8 protein-coding genes and 2 pseudogenes are annotated in these 19,663 nt (G+C 59.8%); 2 read left to right on the top strand and 8 right to left on the bottom strand.

The annotated features are described in order from the left end of the window. Positions 1-20: 20 nt before the first annotated feature. The 5 genes and pseudogenes from K0H48_RS04570 to K0H48_RS04550 form a co-directional block, all read right to left on the bottom strand. Positions 21-911: a transglutaminase family protein gene (locus K0H48_RS04570; protein WP_219266559.1), complete on the bottom strand. Its 891-nt coding sequence runs from the start codon at positions 909-911 to the stop codon at positions 21-23. Further along, the gene (locus tag K0H48_RS04565; protein ID WP_219266558.1) at positions 911-3,397 is read right to left on the bottom strand and encodes a circularly permuted type 2 ATP-grasp protein; all 2,487 of its coding nucleotides are present in this window, start codon (positions 3,395-3,397) and stop codon (positions 911-913) included. Before K0H48_RS04565 ends, K0H48_RS04570 begins: the two co-directional genes overlap by 1 nt. Positions 3,398-3,527: 130 nt before the next feature. Continuing rightward, positions 3,528-6,815, bottom strand: coding sequence for a transglutaminase family protein (locus tag K0H48_RS04560; RefSeq protein ID WP_219266556.1), 3,288 nt, complete (start codon positions 6,813-6,815; stop codon positions 3,528-3,530). A 201-nt stretch (positions 6,816-7,016) separates the two neighbouring features. After that, positions 7,017-7,511, bottom strand: a complete 495-nt coding sequence (locus tag K0H48_RS04555; protein ID WP_219266555.1) for a solute carrier organic anion transporter — start codon at positions 7,509-7,511, stop codon at positions 7,017-7,019. Further along, positions 7,508-8,421: pseudogene (locus K0H48_RS04550) on the bottom strand (NAD synthetase). The gene K0H48_RS04555 and the pseudogene K0H48_RS04550 overlap by 4 nt, the downstream one beginning before the upstream one ends. Before the next feature lie 187 nt (positions 8,422-8,608). Here K0H48_RS04550 and K0H48_RS04545 point away from each other — a divergent pair. Continuing rightward, a pseudogene (locus K0H48_RS04545) lies at positions 8,609-9,097 on the top strand (Hcp family type VI secretion system effector). A gap of 55 nt (positions 9,098-9,152) precedes the next feature. Here K0H48_RS04545 and K0H48_RS04540 read toward each other — a convergent pair. From K0H48_RS04540 to K0H48_RS04530, 3 genes are all read right to left on the bottom strand, one after another. Beyond that, a complete protein-coding gene (locus K0H48_RS04540) occupies positions 9,153-9,602 on the bottom strand; it encodes a hypothetical protein (RefSeq protein WP_219266553.1) in 450 nt (149 codons plus the stop codon). After that, positions 9,599-10,531 carry an NAD synthetase gene (locus tag K0H48_RS04535; protein ID WP_099548100.1) on the bottom strand — a complete coding sequence of 311 codons (933 nt, stop codon included), beginning with the start codon at positions 10,529-10,531 and terminating at the stop codon, positions 9,599-9,601. Before K0H48_RS04535 ends, K0H48_RS04540 begins: the two co-directional genes overlap by 4 nt. 220 nt (positions 10,532-10,751) lie before the next feature. Then, positions 10,752-13,055 (bottom strand): YgiQ family radical SAM protein, encoded by a 2,304-nt coding sequence (locus K0H48_RS04530; protein WP_138817103.1) that lies wholly within the window; start codon positions 13,053-13,055, stop codon positions 10,752-10,754. A gap of 313 nt (positions 13,056-13,368) precedes the next feature. Between K0H48_RS04530 and K0H48_RS04525 the strand changes: the two genes are divergently transcribed. Next, complete coding sequence (locus tag K0H48_RS04525; RefSeq protein WP_219266552.1) at positions 13,369-19,659, top strand: DUF6543 domain-containing protein; 6,291 nt, start codon at positions 13,369-13,371, stop codon at positions 19,657-19,659. Positions 19,660-19,663 lie beyond the last annotated feature (4 nt).

Raw genomic sequence — 19,663 nt, 5'->3', positions numbered from 1 at the left:
CTGCTCACCACAACCCACTGTTACTCCAGCGGCATCACCGTCACCCGCACCTCCGGGTCATGGTTCCCTCCTCCCAGAATCACCCCACGCAACGGCGACACATCCGAGAAATCACGGCCCCAGGCCAAGGTGATGTGCTCCAGTGCAGGCTGCACGTTGTTTGTCGGATCAAAATCCACCCAGCCCGCCACCGGGCAAAACACCGAGACCCACGCGTGGGATGCATCGGCGCCGATCAGACGTGGCTGGCCGGGCGGTGGCTGGGTCAGCAGGTAGCCGCTGATGTAACGCGCCGCCAGGCCCCGCGAGCGCAGGCACGCGAGCATCAGGTGGGCGAAGTCCTGGCACACGCCGCGTCGGCGTTCCAGCACTTCCACCAAGGGCGTGGCGACCTGGGTGGCTTCGGCATCGAAGGTGAATTCGCTGAAGATCTTCTGCATCAGGGCCTGCACGCCCAGCAGCAAGGGCACGCCTGGCGGGAAGCAACTTTCGGAGAACTCGACGAAGGTGTTCTTCAGGTGTACGTAGGGCGATTCGAAGCGATAACGACAGGCTTCAAGCATCTCAGACGACAGCACCTGGCTGCTGTAGGTCAGGCTGTCGCGGGTTTGGTCCCAAGCCGGCGACTGCTGAAAATCCAGCGCCGCCCGCGCCAGCACTTCCACGGTCAGCCCGGCATTCACCAGCAATTCATCATGGGGCCGTTCAAACGCCAGCCGGGTGATCGGGTTACCGAACACGTCCAGCTCATCGCGGCGCGACGACGGCTGCGGGCTGATATCCAATTGCTGGGAACTGCAGCGCTGCCACGCGCACGGACGCGGCCACAGATGAGCAAGCTGCTGAGCCAGGGACACCGGGCTGTCGTAGTGGTAATGGGTATCGTGAAAAATCTGGTAGCGCGCACTCATCACACCGACACCGTTTGCTGGCTGACATCATCCACATGGGCAAAGTGGCGCAACGCCAGGCGATCCGACACTTGCCCGCTTTCATCGGCGACCGCTTGCAGCAGGTCGGCCAGGCCGTCCAACGCGGCACGCACGCTGGATTCGCCGAACAGCGGGTTCTCCAGGCAACCCAGGTCGAAACGCGACAGGCGCTCCACCAACGGTGCCAGTCCGGTTTCCCGGGGCACCCCAAAGTCATCATTGAGACGCCGCAGGGTGCGGCTGACCAGCTTCAACTGGAACAACACCGCATGGGGGTTCTGTTCATCGAGCAGCAACAAGTCGAGCACCGGGATCAGTTGCGGCACTGCCAGGTAGCGCGAGCGATAGGTGATGCTGCTGTTGCCCAGCTCCAGCAGCCATTCCAGCCCGGCCTGATCAAACACCGCCACGCCACGCAGGAACGCGGCGAGGCTGCTGCTGAGAAATTGCAGGCGCTCGATACGCCGGCCCATCATCAAAAAGCGCCAGCCTTCGTCGCGGGTCATGTCGTCCAGGGCGAAGCCGGACAAGGCCGCCAGGGACATCACCAAGCGGTTGAGGAAATCCAGCAACTCGCCAAAATCCGGGGTCTCGCTTTCCAGCTCCAGGGCTTCGCGTTGCAACTCCACCAGCGCTTGCCAGTTCTCGCGAGACAACTTGCCGCGCACCTGGGACGCCGCCCACTGCAAGCGCTGCAGGTTGGCGCGCAGGCTCGACGGCCAGTCATCGCCTAGCAACGCGGCAAGCAGGCGCTCGGGCAACTCGCCCTCCTCCGGCAACAAGCGCAAGGTCTCGCCCAGTTCGACAGCGGCCTGCAAGGCTTGCGGGTCGTCGCCATCGACATAGCGTGCCAGCACAATGCGCAGCCAGCGCGCGCTGTCATCACAGCGCTCGCAGTAACGGCCAAACCAGAACAGGTTTTCCACCACGCGCGACGGCAGATAAGGATCGCGCCGCACCAGGTCGTGCACGCCAATCGCCCGTTGTGCGCGCCAATGCTCGCCGCCGACGGCGCGGTCGCCCAGTACCCAGGTGTCTTTACTCGCGCCACCACGTTGCATCGACACCACTTCGGCATCCGCCTCCGCCGCCACACGAGTCAGGCCACCGGGCAATACGCGGTAGCCGTCAGCGCTGGCCACCGCGTACACGCGCATGCCGATGGCGCGGTGTTGCAGATGGTCGTCGACGGTGTGCCACACCGGCGCCTGGGACAGTTGCGCCAGCTCTTGGGCCACATAGGCGTAAGGCCGCGCACGCATGCGCTCGGCCAGGGCCAGGCGTTGTTCGTCGTTCAAATCGCGGCCGAATACCGGCGCGAAACTTTGCGAGGGGAACGCCGGTTTGATCAGCAATTCCGGCAGCTTTTCCAAGGCTTCGGCCAGCACCGGCGCCTCGCCGCACCACCAGGTGGCGATGGACGGCAGGATCAGTTCCTCACCAAACAAGAACTCGTTGATCTTCGGCAGAAAGCCGAGCAAACCGGGCGACTCCAGCACGCCGCTGCCCAAGGCATTGGCCACCAGCACATTGCCCTGACGCACCGCGTCCAGCAGGCCGGGCACGCCCAGGGCCGAGTCGGTGCGCAGCTCCAGCGGGTCGCAGAAGTCGTCGTCCAGGCGCCGCATAATCGCGTGCACCCGGCGCAGGCCGCTAAGGGTTTTGAGGAACACCGTGCTGTCGCGCACCGTGAGGTCGCCGCCTTCTACCAGCGGGTAGCCGAGCTGGCGTGCGAGGTAGAGGTGTTCGAAATAGCTTTCGTTGAAACGCCCCGGCGTGAGCAGCACGATCAGCGGCGGCTGGTCATCACCGGGCGCCTGGCGGGCCAGGGTTTCCTGGAGCGTACGGAAGAAACCGGTGAGGTGTTGAACCTGCAAATCACGGTACAGATCCGGGAACGCACGGGATACGATGGTGCGGTTTTCCAGCGCGTAACCTGCGCCCGAGGGCGCCTGGGTACGGTCGGCGGTGACCCACCAACGGCCATCCGGGGTGCGCGCCAGGTCCACGGCATACAGGTGCAGAAACGCGCCGTCCGGCGGTTGAATGCCCTGGCACGGCCACAGGAAGTTGTTGTGCCCAAACACCAGTTCGGGCGGGAGCAAACCTTCCTTGATCAGGCGCTGAGGGCCGTACAGGTCGGCCAGCACGGCATTGAGCAACCGCGCCCGCTGGGCGATGCCGGCCGACAGGTGCTGCCACTCATCGGCGGCCAGCACATGGGGCAGCAAGTCCAGCTCCCACGGGCGGTCGGCGCCTTTGGGGTCGGCGTAGACGTTGTAGGTCACGCCGTTTTCCTGGATCTGCCGCGTCAGCAACGCCTGGCGCTGGGCCAGTTGCACAGGCGTACTGCGTTGCAGGTGATCGAGCAGGCGCTGCCAATGGGCACGCACCGCGCCACTGTCGTCGAGCAGTTCGTGATAGGTGCCCGCAGTGAGCGGGTAACGGTCGAGCAAATCGGGCATGGAACGCTCGGCAGAGGCAAGGGAAGTCAGTTTAAATCAAATTCACTGCAATCTAATGTGGGAGCTGGCTTGTTGTGGCGAGGGAGCTTGCTCCCTCTCCACAACAAGCCAGCTCCCACATTTGGATTGGTCATTTCTTATTGGGGAAACGCCGCAAATCCAGGGTCATCGGTAGTTCATCGTTAATCACCAAAGGCGGCACAGGCAGCTTGCCAGGGCTATGCCCCAAGCGGAAAAACCGCGCCATGCGCCGGCTTTCCGCCTCATTGGCATTCACCGGCAAGCTGTCGTAATTGCGCCCACCCGGATGCGCGACGTGGTACTGGCAGCCGCCCAGCGAGCGTTGCATCCAGGTATCGAGCAAGTCGAACACCAACGGCGCGTGCACCGCGATGGTCGGTTGCAAACAGTGGGCCGGTTGCCAGGCGCGATAACGCACGCCGGCGACGAACTCGCCGATACGCCCGGTCGGCTGCAACGGCACCGGGATGCCGTTGCAGGTCAGCAGATAGCGCTGCGGCGCCAAGCCGCTCAACTTCACCTGCAAGCGTTCCAGGGATGAGTCCACGTAACGCACCGTGCCACCCACGGCGCCTTCTTCGCCCAGCACGTGCCAAGGCTCCAACGCCTGGCGCAACTCCAGCTCGATGCCGCTGACGGCATAGTCGCCGACCTTGGGGAAACGAAACGCCAGGTGCGCGGCAAACCATTCGGCACGCAGCGGGTAACCGGCAGCGTTGAGTTCGACGATCACGTCGGCAAAATCCTGCTCGATAAAGTGCGGCAGCAAAAAGCGGTCGTGCAGCTCAGTGCCCCAGCGCGCCAGTTTTGGCGGTGCATAGGGTTCGCGCCAGAAACGCGCGACCAAGGCGCGCAGCAGCAGTTGCTGGGTGAGGCTCATGCGCGCATGGGGCGGCATTTCAAATGCGCGCAGTTCCAACAGGCCCAGGCGGCCGGTGGCGCCATCGGGCGAATAGAGTTTGTCGATGCAGAATTCGGCGCGATGAGTATTGCCGGTCACATCGATCAGCAGGTTGCGCAACAGCCGGTCGACCAGCCACGGCGGGCATTCCTCGCCAGGCTCGGGCATTTGTGCGAAGGCGATTTCCAGCTCATACAGCGCGTCGTTACGCGCTTCATCCACCCGTGGCGCCTGGGAGGTCGGGCCGATAAACAGCCCGGAAAACAGATACGACAAGGACGGATGGTTATGCCAGTAACTGATCAGGCTGCGCAGCAAATCCGGGCGGCGCAGGAACGGCGAGTCTTTCGGCGTCGCGCCACCCAGCACAAAGTGGTTACCACCGCCGGTGCCGGTGTGGCGCCCGTCGATCATGAACTTCTCGGTGGTCAGGCGGGTTTGCCGCGCCTCTTCGTAGAGGAACTCGGTGCGTTCCACCAGCTCATCCCAGGTGGCGGATGGCTGCACATTGACCTCGATCACACCCGGATCCGGCGTGACCCGGAAGTTGCTCAAGCGTGTATCGAACGGCGGTTCGTAACCTTCCAGCAATACCGGGCAATGCAGCTCTTCGGCGGTGGCTTCGATGGCGGCCACCAACTCCAGGTAATCCTCGACGCGCTCCAGCGGCGGCATAAACAGGTACAAACGCCCTTCCCGCGCTTCGCCACACAAAGCGGTGCGGGTCAGCCAGTCGGCGGACTCGTCGACCTTCGGCACACGCTCGTCACTCGGCGCAGGCGTGTCATGGCTTTGCAGTTGCGCGGTGGTCGGCAGTTCCGGCTGATCCTGATTCGGGTCGGTGGGATGCACAAACGGATACTCCGCCGCCGTCACCCACGGTTGCGAGGCCAACGGCAGGCGATAGCCCAACGGCGAGTCGCCCGGCACCAGGCGGCAGTGGTTGTCACGCAGGTACCAGCGCCCGCTCTGCCAGCGGTCATTGGCTGGCGTGCGCGCCAGTGGCAGCACTTGGCCGATGACTTTATCCAGGCCTTGGCTGAACACTTTGCGCAGGCGCTCGCGCTCCAGGTCATCACTCAGGCGTGGATCCTGGGCGGTGACGTTTTGCGGCAGCGCACCCTCGCGCCACAGGTAGTAGAAGTTGTCTTCGAAGGCCGGGAACACAAAACGTGCCGGCAGTTTAAGGCGCTCGGCGACACTGGCGAGGAAGCGCCCAGCCATCGCGCCATCGGCGCCGTAGTCCTGTTGCTCATCGGCGACCAACGCACTGTTATGCCAGATCGGCACGCCGTCGCGGCGCCAGTAGCAATTGAGCGACCAGCGCGGCAGTTGCTCGCCGGGGTACCACTTGCCCTGGCCAAAATGCACCAGGCCTTTCGGCGCGTAATGGGCACGCATGCGCTGGAACAGCTCAGCGGACAGCCGGCGCTTGTCCGGCCCGAGGGCTGCGGTATTCCACTCGGCGCCGTCGGGGTCGTCGATGGACACGAAGGTCGGCTCGCCGCCCATGGTCAGGCGTACGTCATCCTTGAGCAGGTCGGCGTCGATCTGCCGGCCCAACGCCTGAATCGCCAGCCATTGTTCTTCGGTGTAGGGCTTGGTGACACGCGGCGCTTCCCAAATGCGCTCCACCGACATCTCGTGGGTAAACTCGCACTCGCAGGGTTCCACCAGCCCGCTGATTGGCGCAGCGGAAGAAGGATCGGGGCTACAGGCCAATGGTATATGCCCTTCACCGGCGAACAGCCCAGAGGTGGCGTCCAGGCCGATCCAGCCCGCACCGGGCAAATACACCTCGCACCACGCGTGCAGGTCGGTGAAATCGACCTCGGTGCCGGACGGGCCATCAAGGGCTTTGACGTCGGCGGTGAGCTGGATCAAGTAGCCCGACACAAACCGCGCCGCCAACCCCAGGTTGCGCAGCAATTGCACCAGCAGCCACGCCGAATCGCGGCAGGAGCCGGAAGCGGCGCCCAAGGTGAATTCCGGGGTTTGTACGCCCGGCTCCATGCGGATCAAATAGCCGATGTCGGCCGCCAGGCGCTGATTGAGGCCTACCAGAAAATCCACCGCCGGCAGCGGCGTGCGGTCGATACCCGCCAGGTAGGCGGCAAACTTTGGCGTCAGCGGCAAGGTTTCCAGGTACGGCGCCAGCTCGCGCTGCTCATCGGCGGCGTAGCTGAAGGGGATTTTTTCGGCGTAGGGCTCGAGGAAAAAGTCGAACGGGTTGAACACCGCCATCTCGGCAACAAGGTCTACTTCGATGCGCAGCTCGTCGGTCTTTTCCGGGAATACCAAACGCGCCAGGTAATTGCCCTGCGGGTCCTGCTGCCAATTGATGAAGTGCTGCTCGGGCAGCACTTTGAGCGCGTAAGACAAGATCCGCGTGCGGCTATGGGCAGCCGGGCGCAAGCGCACGATCTGTGGGCCGAGTTCGACAGCGCGGTCGTAGCGGTAATGCGTAACGTGGTGCAACGCGACATGAATCGACACGGCGGCCTCCTGCGAGCCAGGGCATGGACACAAAGCGCGCAAGACTTATGCCAGAGCGGCTGTCATTGCGCTTTATCGTAAGACCCGGTGCAGTACAGCACCAAAACGGCGCCATGGCTGCGGTTATGGTGCAAGGGTTGCACAGATTTGTGGCGCGGGTGGGTGCGGCGGTAGCGATTGGGTGGGCGATGAGGTGGGGAATTACCTCGGTTTTTTTATTCTGATGATTGCGCGCTCGTGTTTGCGGCGTTTGTTGATGGCTGCCTGGACTTTTACGCGCATGTGGCGAACTTCTACATAGGCGGCACGCATTTCCTGATGGCGTTTGCTACGCAGTAGAAGCAGGCCGAGTATCGGCCAGAAGAAGCATTCAAAGTAAATGAACAAGTGCGGTGAAAAATGAAAGCCCGGCACTGCAACCAATAGGCAGGCGATGAAAAGGCCGTACATGCCCCAGGCCCATTTCGGTCGCCCATAGATAATCATGAAATTGCAGTGGGTAATAAAGACGACCAACACCAAGCCGGTAATCTCAGCATCCGCATTCGATAACGAGGGTAAATAATAGTTTTCCACCAGTACGATAACAGCGGAACTGCCGAATAAAGCCGAAAGAATTACACCAATAAGCACGGGAAAATTACGAGCCAGAAAAGGCCGGATAGGGACAAGATACTTCCTTGTGATAAGCCTCATTCTGAAATCTCCTCATACAGCCCAACGGCAATGATCCGGATATTCCCGGACCGTACGCTGCCAGCAACAGCAGATGCAGCGCCGAGGGCATCAAGCATCTGCAAGAGCGTCCCATTCCTTATTTCCGCCGACGTGTAGCGCTTTGGCATCTCACCAGCGATTTGTTTCAGCTTGATCATTTTTCGGGTTATTCCCGGATGATTGATACTCAGCAGCTCCCTGGTGAGCTTTGCCCGTTCTTGCCGACTCAAGCCTTCAAGCACCTGTTGCGTGGTTTTCCCGGTTGCCTTTTTCAGCATGTTGACGAATCGGATTGTCGACATCGCGGAAGTACCAGCACCCAACAAAGAAACCGCATCCAGCCCAACCACTACGGACTGATACCATGGCTCGTTGTCCATAGCGTCGTTAAGGGCAGGGTCATTCATTTCGTTTCTAGTCCGGCGACCGCTAATCCAGCACTGAAGCGAGCTGGCGACTGCTGACGTATAGCCAATCACAGCAACCACCCCAGTAGCCCCGAAGGTGAAGGGGCCCAACGCAGAGCCGCCCGCATCACCAACCAACTAATCACCGCCGAAGTACACGCCAACCCCGTATTCACCGCCTCAAATGCCACCTGCGACTCACGCGGCTCATTCGCCAACCGCCGCGCAAATTCCACCCGCCCGATGTAACTGGGCGCCTCGCGCAAAATCACTTTCTTCGGTGCAACACTGCAAATCGGCTGAAACTCACGCAACACCATCGCCCGCCACTGAGCGTCGAGGTACACCACCCCCGCGCCGACAATCGCCGGATCGGCATCAATGGCGGCAAACAACTTGCGCAGATCAAAACTGCTTTCGACCCATTGCCGCGTCGGCAAATGGGCACTGGGGAAACCGTCTTTCAACAGGCTGGAAGTCATCCCTTTACTCCGCTTTTTCACAAGAGCGCAGAGGGTAAAGACTGGGCATCGCCTAAAAATGTCAGAAGCTTCGCTTTATCCGGAAAGGCGCTTCTTTATCGTGGCTGAGCACTTTGTAGGTCATACCCCAAATAAGAAAGAGTGCGCCCCACACCCATTCGGGTGAACACCAAAACAGGGAACGATGATGGCGACTGATATGTTTTTGAAGCTGGGAGACATCAAGGGCGAATCCAAGGATCAGGTGCACCGCGACGAAATCGCGATCAGCAAATGGGGCCGGGGCATGTCTCAGACAGGTTCGATGCACAGCGGCAGCGGCGGCGGTGCCGGCAAGGTCGACATTCAAAACCTGGTGATCACCAAGGTCATGGACAAGTCTTCACCCAACCTGATGATGGCCTGCTCCACCGGCAAGCATTACCCGGAGGCGCGGCTGGTGGTGCGCAAGGCCGGAGGCAGTAATGCCGTGGAGTATCTGCTGATCACGATGAAGGAAGTCATGGTGACCTCCTACTAAACCGACGCAGTGACAACCAGCGATACACTGACCGAGGTGATCGGCCTGAACTTCGCCACGGTCGAAGTCAGCTATCAGCCGCAGAAAGCTGACGGTGGCAAGGACGGCGGCGCGGTCAAATACGGTTGGAATATTCGCCAGAATGTCAAAATGTGACACCGCCGGTCGACTCACTCAGCACGTGGTCGACGATTCAGGTGGCATCCTTGGGCTAGCGTTTTTTACGCGCGGCGATTATTGCCTGACGAAGATGGCGGACTTCCAACAGTTTGTTGCGCATTTCGCGGTGACGCTTGCTGTTGAGCAACAACAGCCCAAACAGCGGAAAGAGCACCGCCGAGCCATAGACCAGCTTGGGAATGGGGTACTGAATCATCGGCAGCACGAACAGCAGGCAGCAGCCCAGGTAACCCGCCACCAAGCCGGTGGCCCAGGGGCGGCCACGCGCAACCATCACGTTGCCAAACACCAGTACTGCCACCAGCAGCAAAATCGCCAGGCCGGAGTAGTCGGATTTAAGCGACGGATCGACACCACGCAAATACGTCACGCCGGCGAGGGATACAGCGGAAGCGCCGGAAAAGATCGCCATGAAGATCGTGCCCATGAACACCGGGAAATAGCGCGCGAGGAAACTGCCCATGTCGGGGAGACCTTTCATTCGGTGAGGTCCTCATACAAGCCGATTGCAAGGGTAGTGGCGGTGCCCACGCTACCGCTGCGGTAGCTGCCCACAATGCCGAGGATGCCGCCCAACGCGTCTTTCATCTGGGTCAGGGTGGCATGCCGAATTTCTGTGGAGCTGAAGCTTTTGGTCAGTTTGCCTGCTCGCTGCTGCAACTTGAGCAACTTGGGCGTCAGGCTCGGGTCGCGCAGGCTTAGCAGCTCTTTGGTCAGTTTCTTGCGTTCCTGGCGATTCAAACCCTTGAGCAGTTCATACCAACTCTTACCCAAAGCGGCAGCCTTTTTGGCTCTGAGCAGCTTGACCGTGGTCAGCGCACCGGTGCCAATCCCCACCAGGGAGGCCGTATCAAGGATTGTAGAAACAGCACCGAACCATTCGGCGTCATCCATCCGGTCGTTCGCGTCGGGGTCGAGGATTTCGTTGTAGGTACGTGCCACGCCGAACCCGCACTGCGCACTGCTGGCCAGCGCCGCCGTCACGCCAATGCCCACCACGAACGCACTGGCGCCCGCCGTAAAAGGCACGGCGACGCTGCCGCTGAACACCACGATCCAACCGATAATCGCGGCGGTGCACGACAAGCCCATATCAAACGCCTCTTTTCTGAGGCGTTCTTCACGGGGGTCGGTCTTCACCTGTTCCACAAATTGCGCGGGGGAAATGTACTTCTGTGCCTCGCGCAAAATGATGCGCTTGGGCTTGATGCTGCACAGGGGCTTGAATTCGCGCAGGGTGATGACATTGAAGTCGGCGTCGATGTACACCACACCGGCGCCGACAATGCCGGGGTCGGCATCGATGGCGGCGAACAAGCGTGGCAGGTTGATCTGGCTTTCGATGCGCTGGCGCGCCATGAATTGGGAGCGGTTGGAGTCCATGCCGATGGAGAGCAGGGGGTTGCTCATGGGTGTTCTTCCTTGAAGTGAATAGTGCCTGAACTGACGCCTTCGCGAGCAAGCCCGCTCCCACATTCGACCGCATCCTCATGCTGGAACTCGGACAAATGTGGGAGCGGGCTTGCTCGCGAAGGCGATCTAATGGGCGCCACCTTAACAAACAGGCACGCCACCGAATAGAAAGCAAAACGCCAGCACAAGGCTGGCGTTTTGCATATTCAGGCTGCGGTCAACGCGGCACGACCGGTTTGCGCGCAGGCTTACCGCCCTTGCCCTTCGCCGCATCACTGCGTTCTTTAGCCGCCTGCTTGTTACGCGCCTGGGCTGCCGCCTTGGCTTGCTCACGCTTGTCCCACGGGTTGCTGCCATCACTGCCGCGCGGTGGCAGGCCGGTGTGCTGGGTAAGGATCCTGGTGGTGGTTTCCTTCGCAACCTTATGGCTGCCAGCTGGCGTCGAGTTCTTGCGACGGGCGCTCTGGTAGCTGTCGGTGGACGGCTGGTGCAGCGGAATCAACTGGTCTTTACCCGGCCCGATCAAATCGGCGCGGCCCATGCGCGTGAGTGCTTCACGCAGCATCGGCCAGCCTTTCGGGTCGTGGTAGCGCAGGAAGGCCTTGTGCAGACGGCGCTGATCTTCGCTCTTGACGATGGTCACCGCGTCACTCTTGTAGGTGACCTTGCGCAGCGGGTTCTTGCCCGAGTGGTACATCGCCGTGGCGGTGGCCATCGGCGACGGGTAGAACGCCTGCACCTGGTCGGCGCGGAAGCCATTGCCCTTGAGCCACAAGGCCAGGTTCATCATGTCTTCATCGGTGGTGCCCGGGTGGGCGGCGATGAAGTACGGAATCAGGTACTGCTCCTTGCCCGCTTCCTTGGTGTACTTCTCGAACATGCGCTTGAACTTGTCATAGCTGCCAATGCCCGGTTTCATCATCTGGTTGAGCGGACCTTCCTCGGTGTGTTCCGGGGCGATCTTGAGGTAACCACCGACGTGGTGGGTAACCAGCTCTTTGACGTACTCCGGCGACTCGACCGCGAGGTCGTAGCGCAGGCCGGAAGCAATCAGAATTTTCTTCACACCGGGCAACGCACGGGCGCTGCGATACAGCTGGATCAATGACGAGTGGTCGGTGTTCAGGTTCGGGCAGATGCCCGGGAACACGCACGACGGCTTGCGGCACGCGGATTCGATTTCCGGCGTTTTGCAGGCGATGCGGTACATGTTCGCGGTCGGGCCGCCGAGGTCGGAGATCACGCCGGTAAAGCCTGGCACTTTGTCGCGGATCTCTTCGATTTCGCGAATGATCGACTCTTCGGAACGGTTCTGGATGATGCGGCCTTCGTGCTCGGTGATCGAGCAGAAGGTGCAGCCACCGAAGCAGCCACGCATGATGTTCACCGAGAAACGGATCATGTCGTAGGCCGGGATCTTTTCCTTGCCGTACACCGGGTGCGGGACGCGGGCGTACGGCATGCCGAACACGTAGTCCATTTCTTCGGTGGTCATCGGGATGGGCGGCGGGTTGAACCACACGTCCACTTCACCATGCTTCTGCACCAAAGCACGGGCGTTGCCTGGGTTGGTTTCCAGGTGCAGCACGCGGTTGGCGTGGGCGTACAGGACCGAGTCGCCACGGACTTTTTCCATGGACGGCAGACGAATGACCGTCTTGTCACGGGTCATGCGCGGGCTGGCAAGAATTTGTACGACCTTGGCTTCTTCCGGGTCTTCAACCGGGCCTTTTTCCTGCTCGATGGCGCAGGCCTGGGTGTCCTGGGTATTCACATACGGGTTGATGATCTTGTCGATCTTGCCCGGACGGTCGATACGCGTGGAGTCCACCTCGTACCAGCCCTCAGGCGTGTCACGTCGAATGAACGCGGTGCCGCGCACGTCGGTGATGTCTTCGATCTTGTGGCCCCACGACAGGCGCTGGGCAACTTCGACGATAGCCCGCTCGGCGTTGCCGTACAGCAGGATGTCAGCGCAGGCATCGATCAGGATCGAGTTGCGCACACGGTCCTGCCAGTAGTCGTAGTGGGCGATGCGACGCAGCGAAGCCTCGATGCCGCCAAGCACGATCGGCACGTTCTTGTAGGCTTCCTTGCAACGCTGGCTGTACACCAGGCTCGCACGGTCCGGGCGTTTGCCGGCCATGCCGCCTGGGGTGTAGGCGTCGTCGGAACGGATTTTCTTGTCGGCGGTGTAGCGGTTGATCATCGAGTCCATGTTGCCGGCCGCGACGCCGAAGAACAGGTTCGGCTCGCCTAGCTTCATGAAGTCGTCTTTGGACTGCCAGTTCGGCTGCGCAATGATCCCGACGCGAAAGCCCTGGGACTCCAGCAGCCGGCCGATAATCGCCATGCCGAACGACGGGTGATCCACATACGCATCACCGGTGACGATGATGATGTCGCAGGAATCCCAGCCAAGCTGATCCATCTCCTCCCTGCTCATCGGCAGGAATGGCGCAGGACCGAAACATTCGGCCCAGTACTTGGGATAGTCAAATAACGGCTTGGCTGTTTGCATGACGGTGACCGGTGTTGAGATGAAAAATCGCGGGCGCGGAATATAGCACAAATTTTGACCAATTCCGACGGCAATGGTCGGCCTTTACCCACGCCGCGCCCGACGGCGCTTATAGACCGGTTTTGCTGGGGGCAAGACACACAGAGGTATCCTGATCACTCGTCGTCATTGAAGGAGCAACTACCCGGGCTTTTTCAGCGCACAGCTTTATGCACCCCTTTTTTTGGTACTGCCCGCCCTAAGGTCGCTCAATCTTTTCAACAGAGCGCCTGCCAGGCTGCAGTGCCGAGCGCTCTCTTCCAGAGCACACACCATGACCAACTCAGTCACCTTTGACACAGAGCAACCTGCATTACTCACCAACGAAAGCTGGGCCGAACAACAGATCTTTCAACTGATACAGGAAAACGTAAACGCCTTCATGGGCAAAATGGGCGTGGACGAGCAAAAAGAATACCTGCGCCTGAGCAAAGATCTGGTGGAGCGCGAGCAAACCCTCGGCAACGCCCTCACAGCTCTTTACAACGACTTGAGCCAGCAAATGGTCGACGCTCTGGAGCGAGAGCTGAAGAGCAAAACCGGCATGGCCATCAATTCGCGTACCACCTACCTGAAGACGCGGATCCGGCAGTTGCCGGTTTCCCAGGATGACCTCCCCACCAACGATCGCTTGGGCGACAACGTGCGTATCTACAAAGAGGACCTGGGCGTACGTGAGTACGAACGTTCGATCACCTTACTGGAGGCCGCGTATCGCAACTTCGGGTTTACTGCGTATTTCTCCACCGAAGAACAACGCGCCAGCTCTATCAGCGGCAACGTCATCAGCGTCAAAGCGTTCGTGGCCGTCGCAAGGAGTGTGGACATCGGCAAGCGCATCAGCGACTACATCGAAAAAGAGTTCAAGAACCGTCTGTCCAATCCGCTCTTCGGCCTGCAAAGCACCAAGCTGCTGGTCGCTTTGAGGGACGCCTATCGCACCAATGAGTCCTGGAGTATCAGCGAATGGGAATTCAATGAACTTAAAGACTGGCTGTTCGACACCAGCGTGTATTGGGACCTCTACCAACTGGACGCCGGCGGCGACAAAATTGCCCTGCCGTTCTTCACTCGTCGCTTTGACACGCCCGACGGCTCTTGCGTCTACAGCTATTTCCCGGACCGTCCCAATGGCGCGTTACGCCGACATGCCTCTAGGCAAGAAGCCGTGGACTCGCTGCAGGACCAGATCCGAAACGACATGGGGCTGACACACTTCAGTTGGTTCATGAAGGCCATCTCCCTGAACAATCAGGAAAAGCTGCGAGCCTTTATCAAACCGCTGAAGGTCAACCGGGACGAGCTCGCCTGGCATGCCAAAATCCTGTATGACCTGTTCGCCAGCAAGACCCCAAACAGACAAAAACTGGCGGTGGAAAAAATCGGTACGGACATCCGCTGCCTCGCCCACACCTTGCCGATCCACCAGGCGTGGCCGATACAATCGGACCTTATCCGACTGGCCCGCACCAATAAACTCGCCGACCGAGAGGCCGCCGTTGCGTTAGCCACCTACCTGGTCAGCGAAACCTTGTCGATGCTGCTGATCCCCCTTCCCGGTGGCGTGACAGGTTTGGGCAAAGTGATGTTGGTCGCTATGCTGGGCACCCTTGTCTATCAGACCTGGTCCGCCATTGCGGCGCTGCGCCGAGGTCAGCAGGCCGAGCTGGTGCAAGCCGTCGGCGATATTCTTGACCTGCTGGTGGGGCTGCGCTTGCAGGGGGCAGCGGCAAAGTTATCTGCACGCCGCACCCGCCAGTTGATGAACGCGCTGGGCAACCCCAACTACGCTATTGCCACAGACGGCAAGCCAGGATTGTTGTTCATCAACGACTACACCCAAATCGACCCGAACTACCTGACAGGACTTGAACAAAACTCTCAAGGCCTGTTTGAAAAGGACAACCGAAGCTACATCAAGCTGCAGGTCGACAACCAAACCAAATTCGCCCAGGTCACCCTCGAAAAGAGCTCCGGGCGCTATCAACTGGACATGCCGGGTTCCTCAAGCATTCACCCCTATGTCACCTACTCAGCCAAACATGACCGCTGGACGCTCGACCCCATCGATACCCGTGCGCTGAACGAAGCTCAACTGCTACAGCATATGATCTCGCCCAGCGAGTTGCCGCTTAGCCCGACAGCTTGCAAGCGCGCCCTGGATGTCGCGGCCGTTGATCGCCAGGAGCTGCTGGATATCTGGTTCGATCGCCGGCCCACCCCTGTCGCATTGACGCAGGCCATCGAGAATCAGCAACTGCGCGAAGGGCTCACCCAGTTGCAAACGGCGCTCGGGCAGAACGATGGTCCGCTGCCGCCCATCGCCGACCAGGTCATGCCTGCACTACTGGCCGACCTGGGCACCTGCACGATCAAGCTATACACCCCTGACGGCAAGACCTTGCTGTCCAGCCACGCACCGGTGCTCGCGACCAACACACAACCCTTGGCCACAATCGAGCTACGCCAGGACGGGCGCGATCGTTACCTGGCATTGGCGTTTGGCGCGTCGGTAGGCTCACTCATGCAACAGGTCCTGCAAGAACATGAACGGCTGGTCCCGGATAGCACATTGGGTAAGACAGGTCACGGCAGTGAAGAGCACCCCCTGGCGAGCAGACTGCTTGGGCTGAGGAAAAAACTCGCAGCGCACCTTCAGACACATCAAGGCGCAGTGTATGAGGCGTTACGCGATGGTCGACTGCGCGACCACCTGAATGCACAACATCCAGCCACTCGGTTTGCACCCACGGCGCAGTTCGAGCAGACGCCCGGTGGTGAAGTCGCAATCAGCCTGTTGCGGCGTCGCTTTCCGGACCTTTCAAGGGCCATGGCCGCGGACTTGCTACAACATCATCCCTCATTACGTGACATCGGCCTGTATTCGCGCCTGGAGGCTGCGGTACGCGAAGCCATTCACAAAAGTATTCAACAAAGCACCATCATTGAGGCGCTCAACGCACTTTCGGACCCGGGCGGCCTCGGTCTCAACGCACAAAGCCAAGCCCTGTTCTGCAACCTGCTGACGCTCTTGCCGGGTTGGCCGAGCGACGTCGGGGTGCAGGTTTATCAAGGCTCCACCGATCAGACCGGGCGGATCACCCAGCGAGGTTCACTGCTGGACACCTATGGGAGCGAAGACGCAGACAGCTTCGTCATGTTGGTCAAGTCCGGCACTGAATATGCCGGTTACCTACAGGACAGTGGCGACCTGAAAACGCCAGTGGCCGGGGAGAACAGCCTACTCGGCGCCACCTTGCGCGCCCTCACCGAAACCCAGCGCAATGAGCTGGGCCTTGAGCCCCACGACATCGCCGTACTGGCTCAGGACGTGCTTGAACAGGCGCGCGTACAGCAGGCGCACCTGCCGGAATTTCTCACACCTTCGCGGGAGGCGCCGCTATCAACCCCAAGCATCAGTGCTTTCCGGATACCCCACAAGCAGGTGCCAGACAATGCCGATGCAGACGGCGTTCATGCCCTGAGCGGGCGTCAATACGTAACCATCGACGACGGCACCTATCAGGTCATGCTCGACCGCGACGCCTCCTCGGCGACAGGCAAAGTCTGGCGCATTGTCAAGCCGGGCGATCCGGTGGCGATGGACGCGGATAACGTCTACAACGGCAGCCGCCTCGGCGAAAGCCATGCCATTCGGCGCAATGCCGCCAATGCCTGGGTCAGCGCCATCGTCGGCGCACCGGGGGGTGTACGCGGCGAGGGACATGACTGGTCGTTCTTTCGGCAATTGGCCGACCGTGCCAGCGCCCTCTTGAATCAACTGCGCAGCCCGCAGCGGAGGGTGCACACACTGTTTCCGTTGTTTGACCAGGGACAGATCAACGCCTTTATCCAGTCTCTGGGCAGCGACATTGCTGGCGGGCTGACGCGATGGGAAGCCGAATACAGGACCCTCAGCACGGACTTGAAGGCATGGCGGCATGCGAACGCATCCGAATCTGCAAACTGGGCCAAACTCGCTACCGATGAGGTCAAACAGTGCTGGCGTCGGGAGACAGGCGCACAACTGAAGTTACCCGCGAACCTCGCATCGCTGCCCGCCTTAAAAGCAGATTTCAGCCATGTGCGCGAGCTTTTCATGGAGTCCGTTGCCTGGTCGGAGAACGCCGATGTATTCCTGAGCAATTTCACGGCCCTTGAACGCCTGGACATCACCCGCTCCAAACTCGCCGCGCTGCCCCCCGCGATTGGTGACATGACTAAACTGACCACTTTGAACCTGAGGTCTAATCACATCCGCCTGGATACACAAAGCGCTCAAAAAATCAGCGCCCTCACAACGCTCAAACAAGTTGACCTGTCGGGAAACCCGCTGGGGGCAGCCCTGGACTTCAGTCAGACGCCTGGGCTTAAAACCTTGGACTTGAGCGATACTCAAATAGATCAGTGGCCAACCGGCCTGCACAACGCGAGCGCGCTAAAACTTGTCGATCTGCGCAACAACCAATTGCGCCAAGTGCCTGAGGCCAACCTGAACCCGGCGCCTGAACAACTCAACGCCATGGTCCGCGTCAACGGCGTTACGCTTCTTGAGGGCAACCCATTCCCCGCTGGCTACTGGAAGACCCTTGAAGCGTATTGGCAACGCTTGGCTACCAATCACCCCGAACTGAGCACGCCAGCTCAAACCGGTGCCTTCAGGATCGAGGCGGACGCGCATGAGATCCAGGTAGTACAGCGGATGTATCCCGAGAAAAACGCCCAGGCCGCCAAGGAGTATCTGATTGGCCTGGGTGACAACACCGAAACAGAAATGGCGCGTATCCAGGCCTTCGATCAGTTGGACAAGCAACTGGTACGCTATATCGCAGAGCATGACCCCAACGCCCCTCGCCCTCCGGGCACCCAAAAACCGGACTCGGCCTACGCATCCAAATTAATCAGGGAGTGCTGGGTCAAGTCAGCGGATTCATTACGCCTGCCTTCCTTGAGGGCTCCCCTTCCGGCGCTGACCGCCGATTTCAGCCACGTCAAAATACTCAGTATCGATTCGGTGACCTCGTCGGCCGGTGCAGATACGTTCCTGGCGAACTTCCCCAACCTGACCGTGCTGACCATTGCCTACTCCAACATTGAAACGTTGCCTGCCAGCATTGGCCAGATGAAAAAACTGGTTAACCTGAGCCTGTGCCGAAACAACATGAAGCTGGATGAAACGAGTGCTTCGATACTGAGTAAGCTGGACCAACTTGGGGTTCTCGATCTTTCGGAAAACCCACTGCAGATAACACCTGACTTCAGCACCATGACCAGCTTGAACACTGTGGTCTTATCTAACACCGGCATAAGTCAATGGCCCATCGGGTTACTGAACCTGCCTTCTTTGGCTCACGTGGACTTGCGCTTCAACTGGTTGCGTGAAGTGCCGCAGGCCAACCTCAATCCTGCCGCCGAAAACCTGCAAACAGTGGCGCGGATCAATGCCGGCACGCGGCTGGAGGGCAATCAGTTCCCCGCCCAATATTGGAAAAAGTTCGATGAATATTGGCAACGCCTATACGACACTCATCCGGAACTGGCAGACCCTGATGATCCTAAAGTTTTCGACGTAATGAACTCCCCGGCGCAGCACTACCGTAAACAGCATTCGAACCTGCGCATCAAGGAGTGCAGGGAGCGGGTCTGGCGCATGGGGGAAGGTGCTTCATCCGGCTCACTAAGCAGACAATTTGAACGATTAACAGCGCAACTCGATAATTGGGTGCGCGTAGAAGGTGGCAATGGGCAGGACGCCTCGTCTTCCACACAACAAGGTGACCGCCTGCGCGCGGACCTGGAAAAGGCCAGGGAGCGAATCCTCAATTGCTGGCAGTTAAACGCCCCACAACAATTTGCCGCCAATGGCACTTCGATTGGCCAGGAGCTGAGTCTGAGCGGACTGAAACTGCCCAACCTGCCACCCATCAACGCCGACTTCAAATATGTCGGGTCGCTTAAATTGAGCAAGATGAACCTGAAGGCTCTCCCAAAGGATTTCCTGGGTCAATTTCGTCATCTACGCTGGCTGAATCTGGCGAGAAACCATCTAACGGAGCTGCCCGAGGGCGTGGCTGAAATGAACGGCCTGACGCATCTATTCCTACAGAATAACCAGCTGAAACTGACTGTCGAGGCTGCGCAAGTGCTTACCGGGCGAACCACACTCGAGGCATTGTGGCTGCATAACAACCCGGGATTGGAGACCCCCCCCGATTTCAGCCTGATGACCGAAATGCGCGACGTCAATCTGTCGAATACAGGTATCGACACCTGGCCGACCGGCCTGTTTACCCAGCCTGGCCTGGAGAGGATCAAGCTGAACCACAACCAAATAACCGAAATTCCGGACTACGTGGTTGAGCCAACGGCTAATTGGCTGGCGCACTCTGTCCAAGTCAACAGCATCACTGAGGTGTCACACAACCCGCTGTCCAGCGTCACTCGTATGCAAATACAACGCTATGAGCAGCGCTTGCTGGCCGCTGGCATGATGCTCAACGCAGAACCCAACCTGATCACGACGGCGGCGGTCACAAAAGACCGCGAATCAACCCGCGAAATGTGAGTGT

It is taken from the genome of Pseudomonas sp. Xaverov 259 (assembly GCF_019352915.1).
Lineage (GTDB): Bacteria > Pseudomonadota > Gammaproteobacteria > Pseudomonadales > Pseudomonadaceae > Aquipseudomonas.
Note: the sequence above shows the minus strand (reverse complement) of the source record. Positions and strands in the feature narration are given on the sequence as shown.

Bases quoted from the DNA above. Each gene is read 5' to 3' on its own strand.
- K0H48_RS04570 (WP_219266559.1), bottom strand. From the start codon at position 911: ATGAGTGCGCGCTACCAGATTTTTCACGATACCCATTACCACTACGAC.
- K0H48_RS04565 (WP_219266558.1), bottom strand. From the start codon at position 3,397: ATGCCCGATTTGCTCGACCGTTACCCGCTCACTGCGGGCACCTATCAC.
- K0H48_RS04555 (WP_219266555.1), bottom strand. From the start codon at position 7,511: ATGAGGCTTATCACAAGGAAGTATCTTGTCCCTATCCGGCCTTTTCTG.
- K0H48_RS04540 (WP_219266553.1), bottom strand. From the start codon at position 9,602: ATGAAAGGTCTCCCCGACATGGGCAGTTTCCTCGCGCGCTATTTCCCG.
- K0H48_RS04535 (WP_099548100.1), bottom strand. From the start codon at position 10,531: ATGAGCAACCCCCTGCTCTCCATCGGCATGGACTCCAACCGCTCCCAA.
- K0H48_RS04530 (WP_138817103.1), bottom strand. From the start codon at position 13,055: ATGCAAACAGCCAAGCCGTTATTTGACTATCCCAAGTACTGGGCCGAA.
- K0H48_RS04525 (WP_219266552.1), top strand. From the start codon at position 13,369: ATGACCAACTCAGTCACCTTTGACACAGAGCAACCTGCATTACTCACC.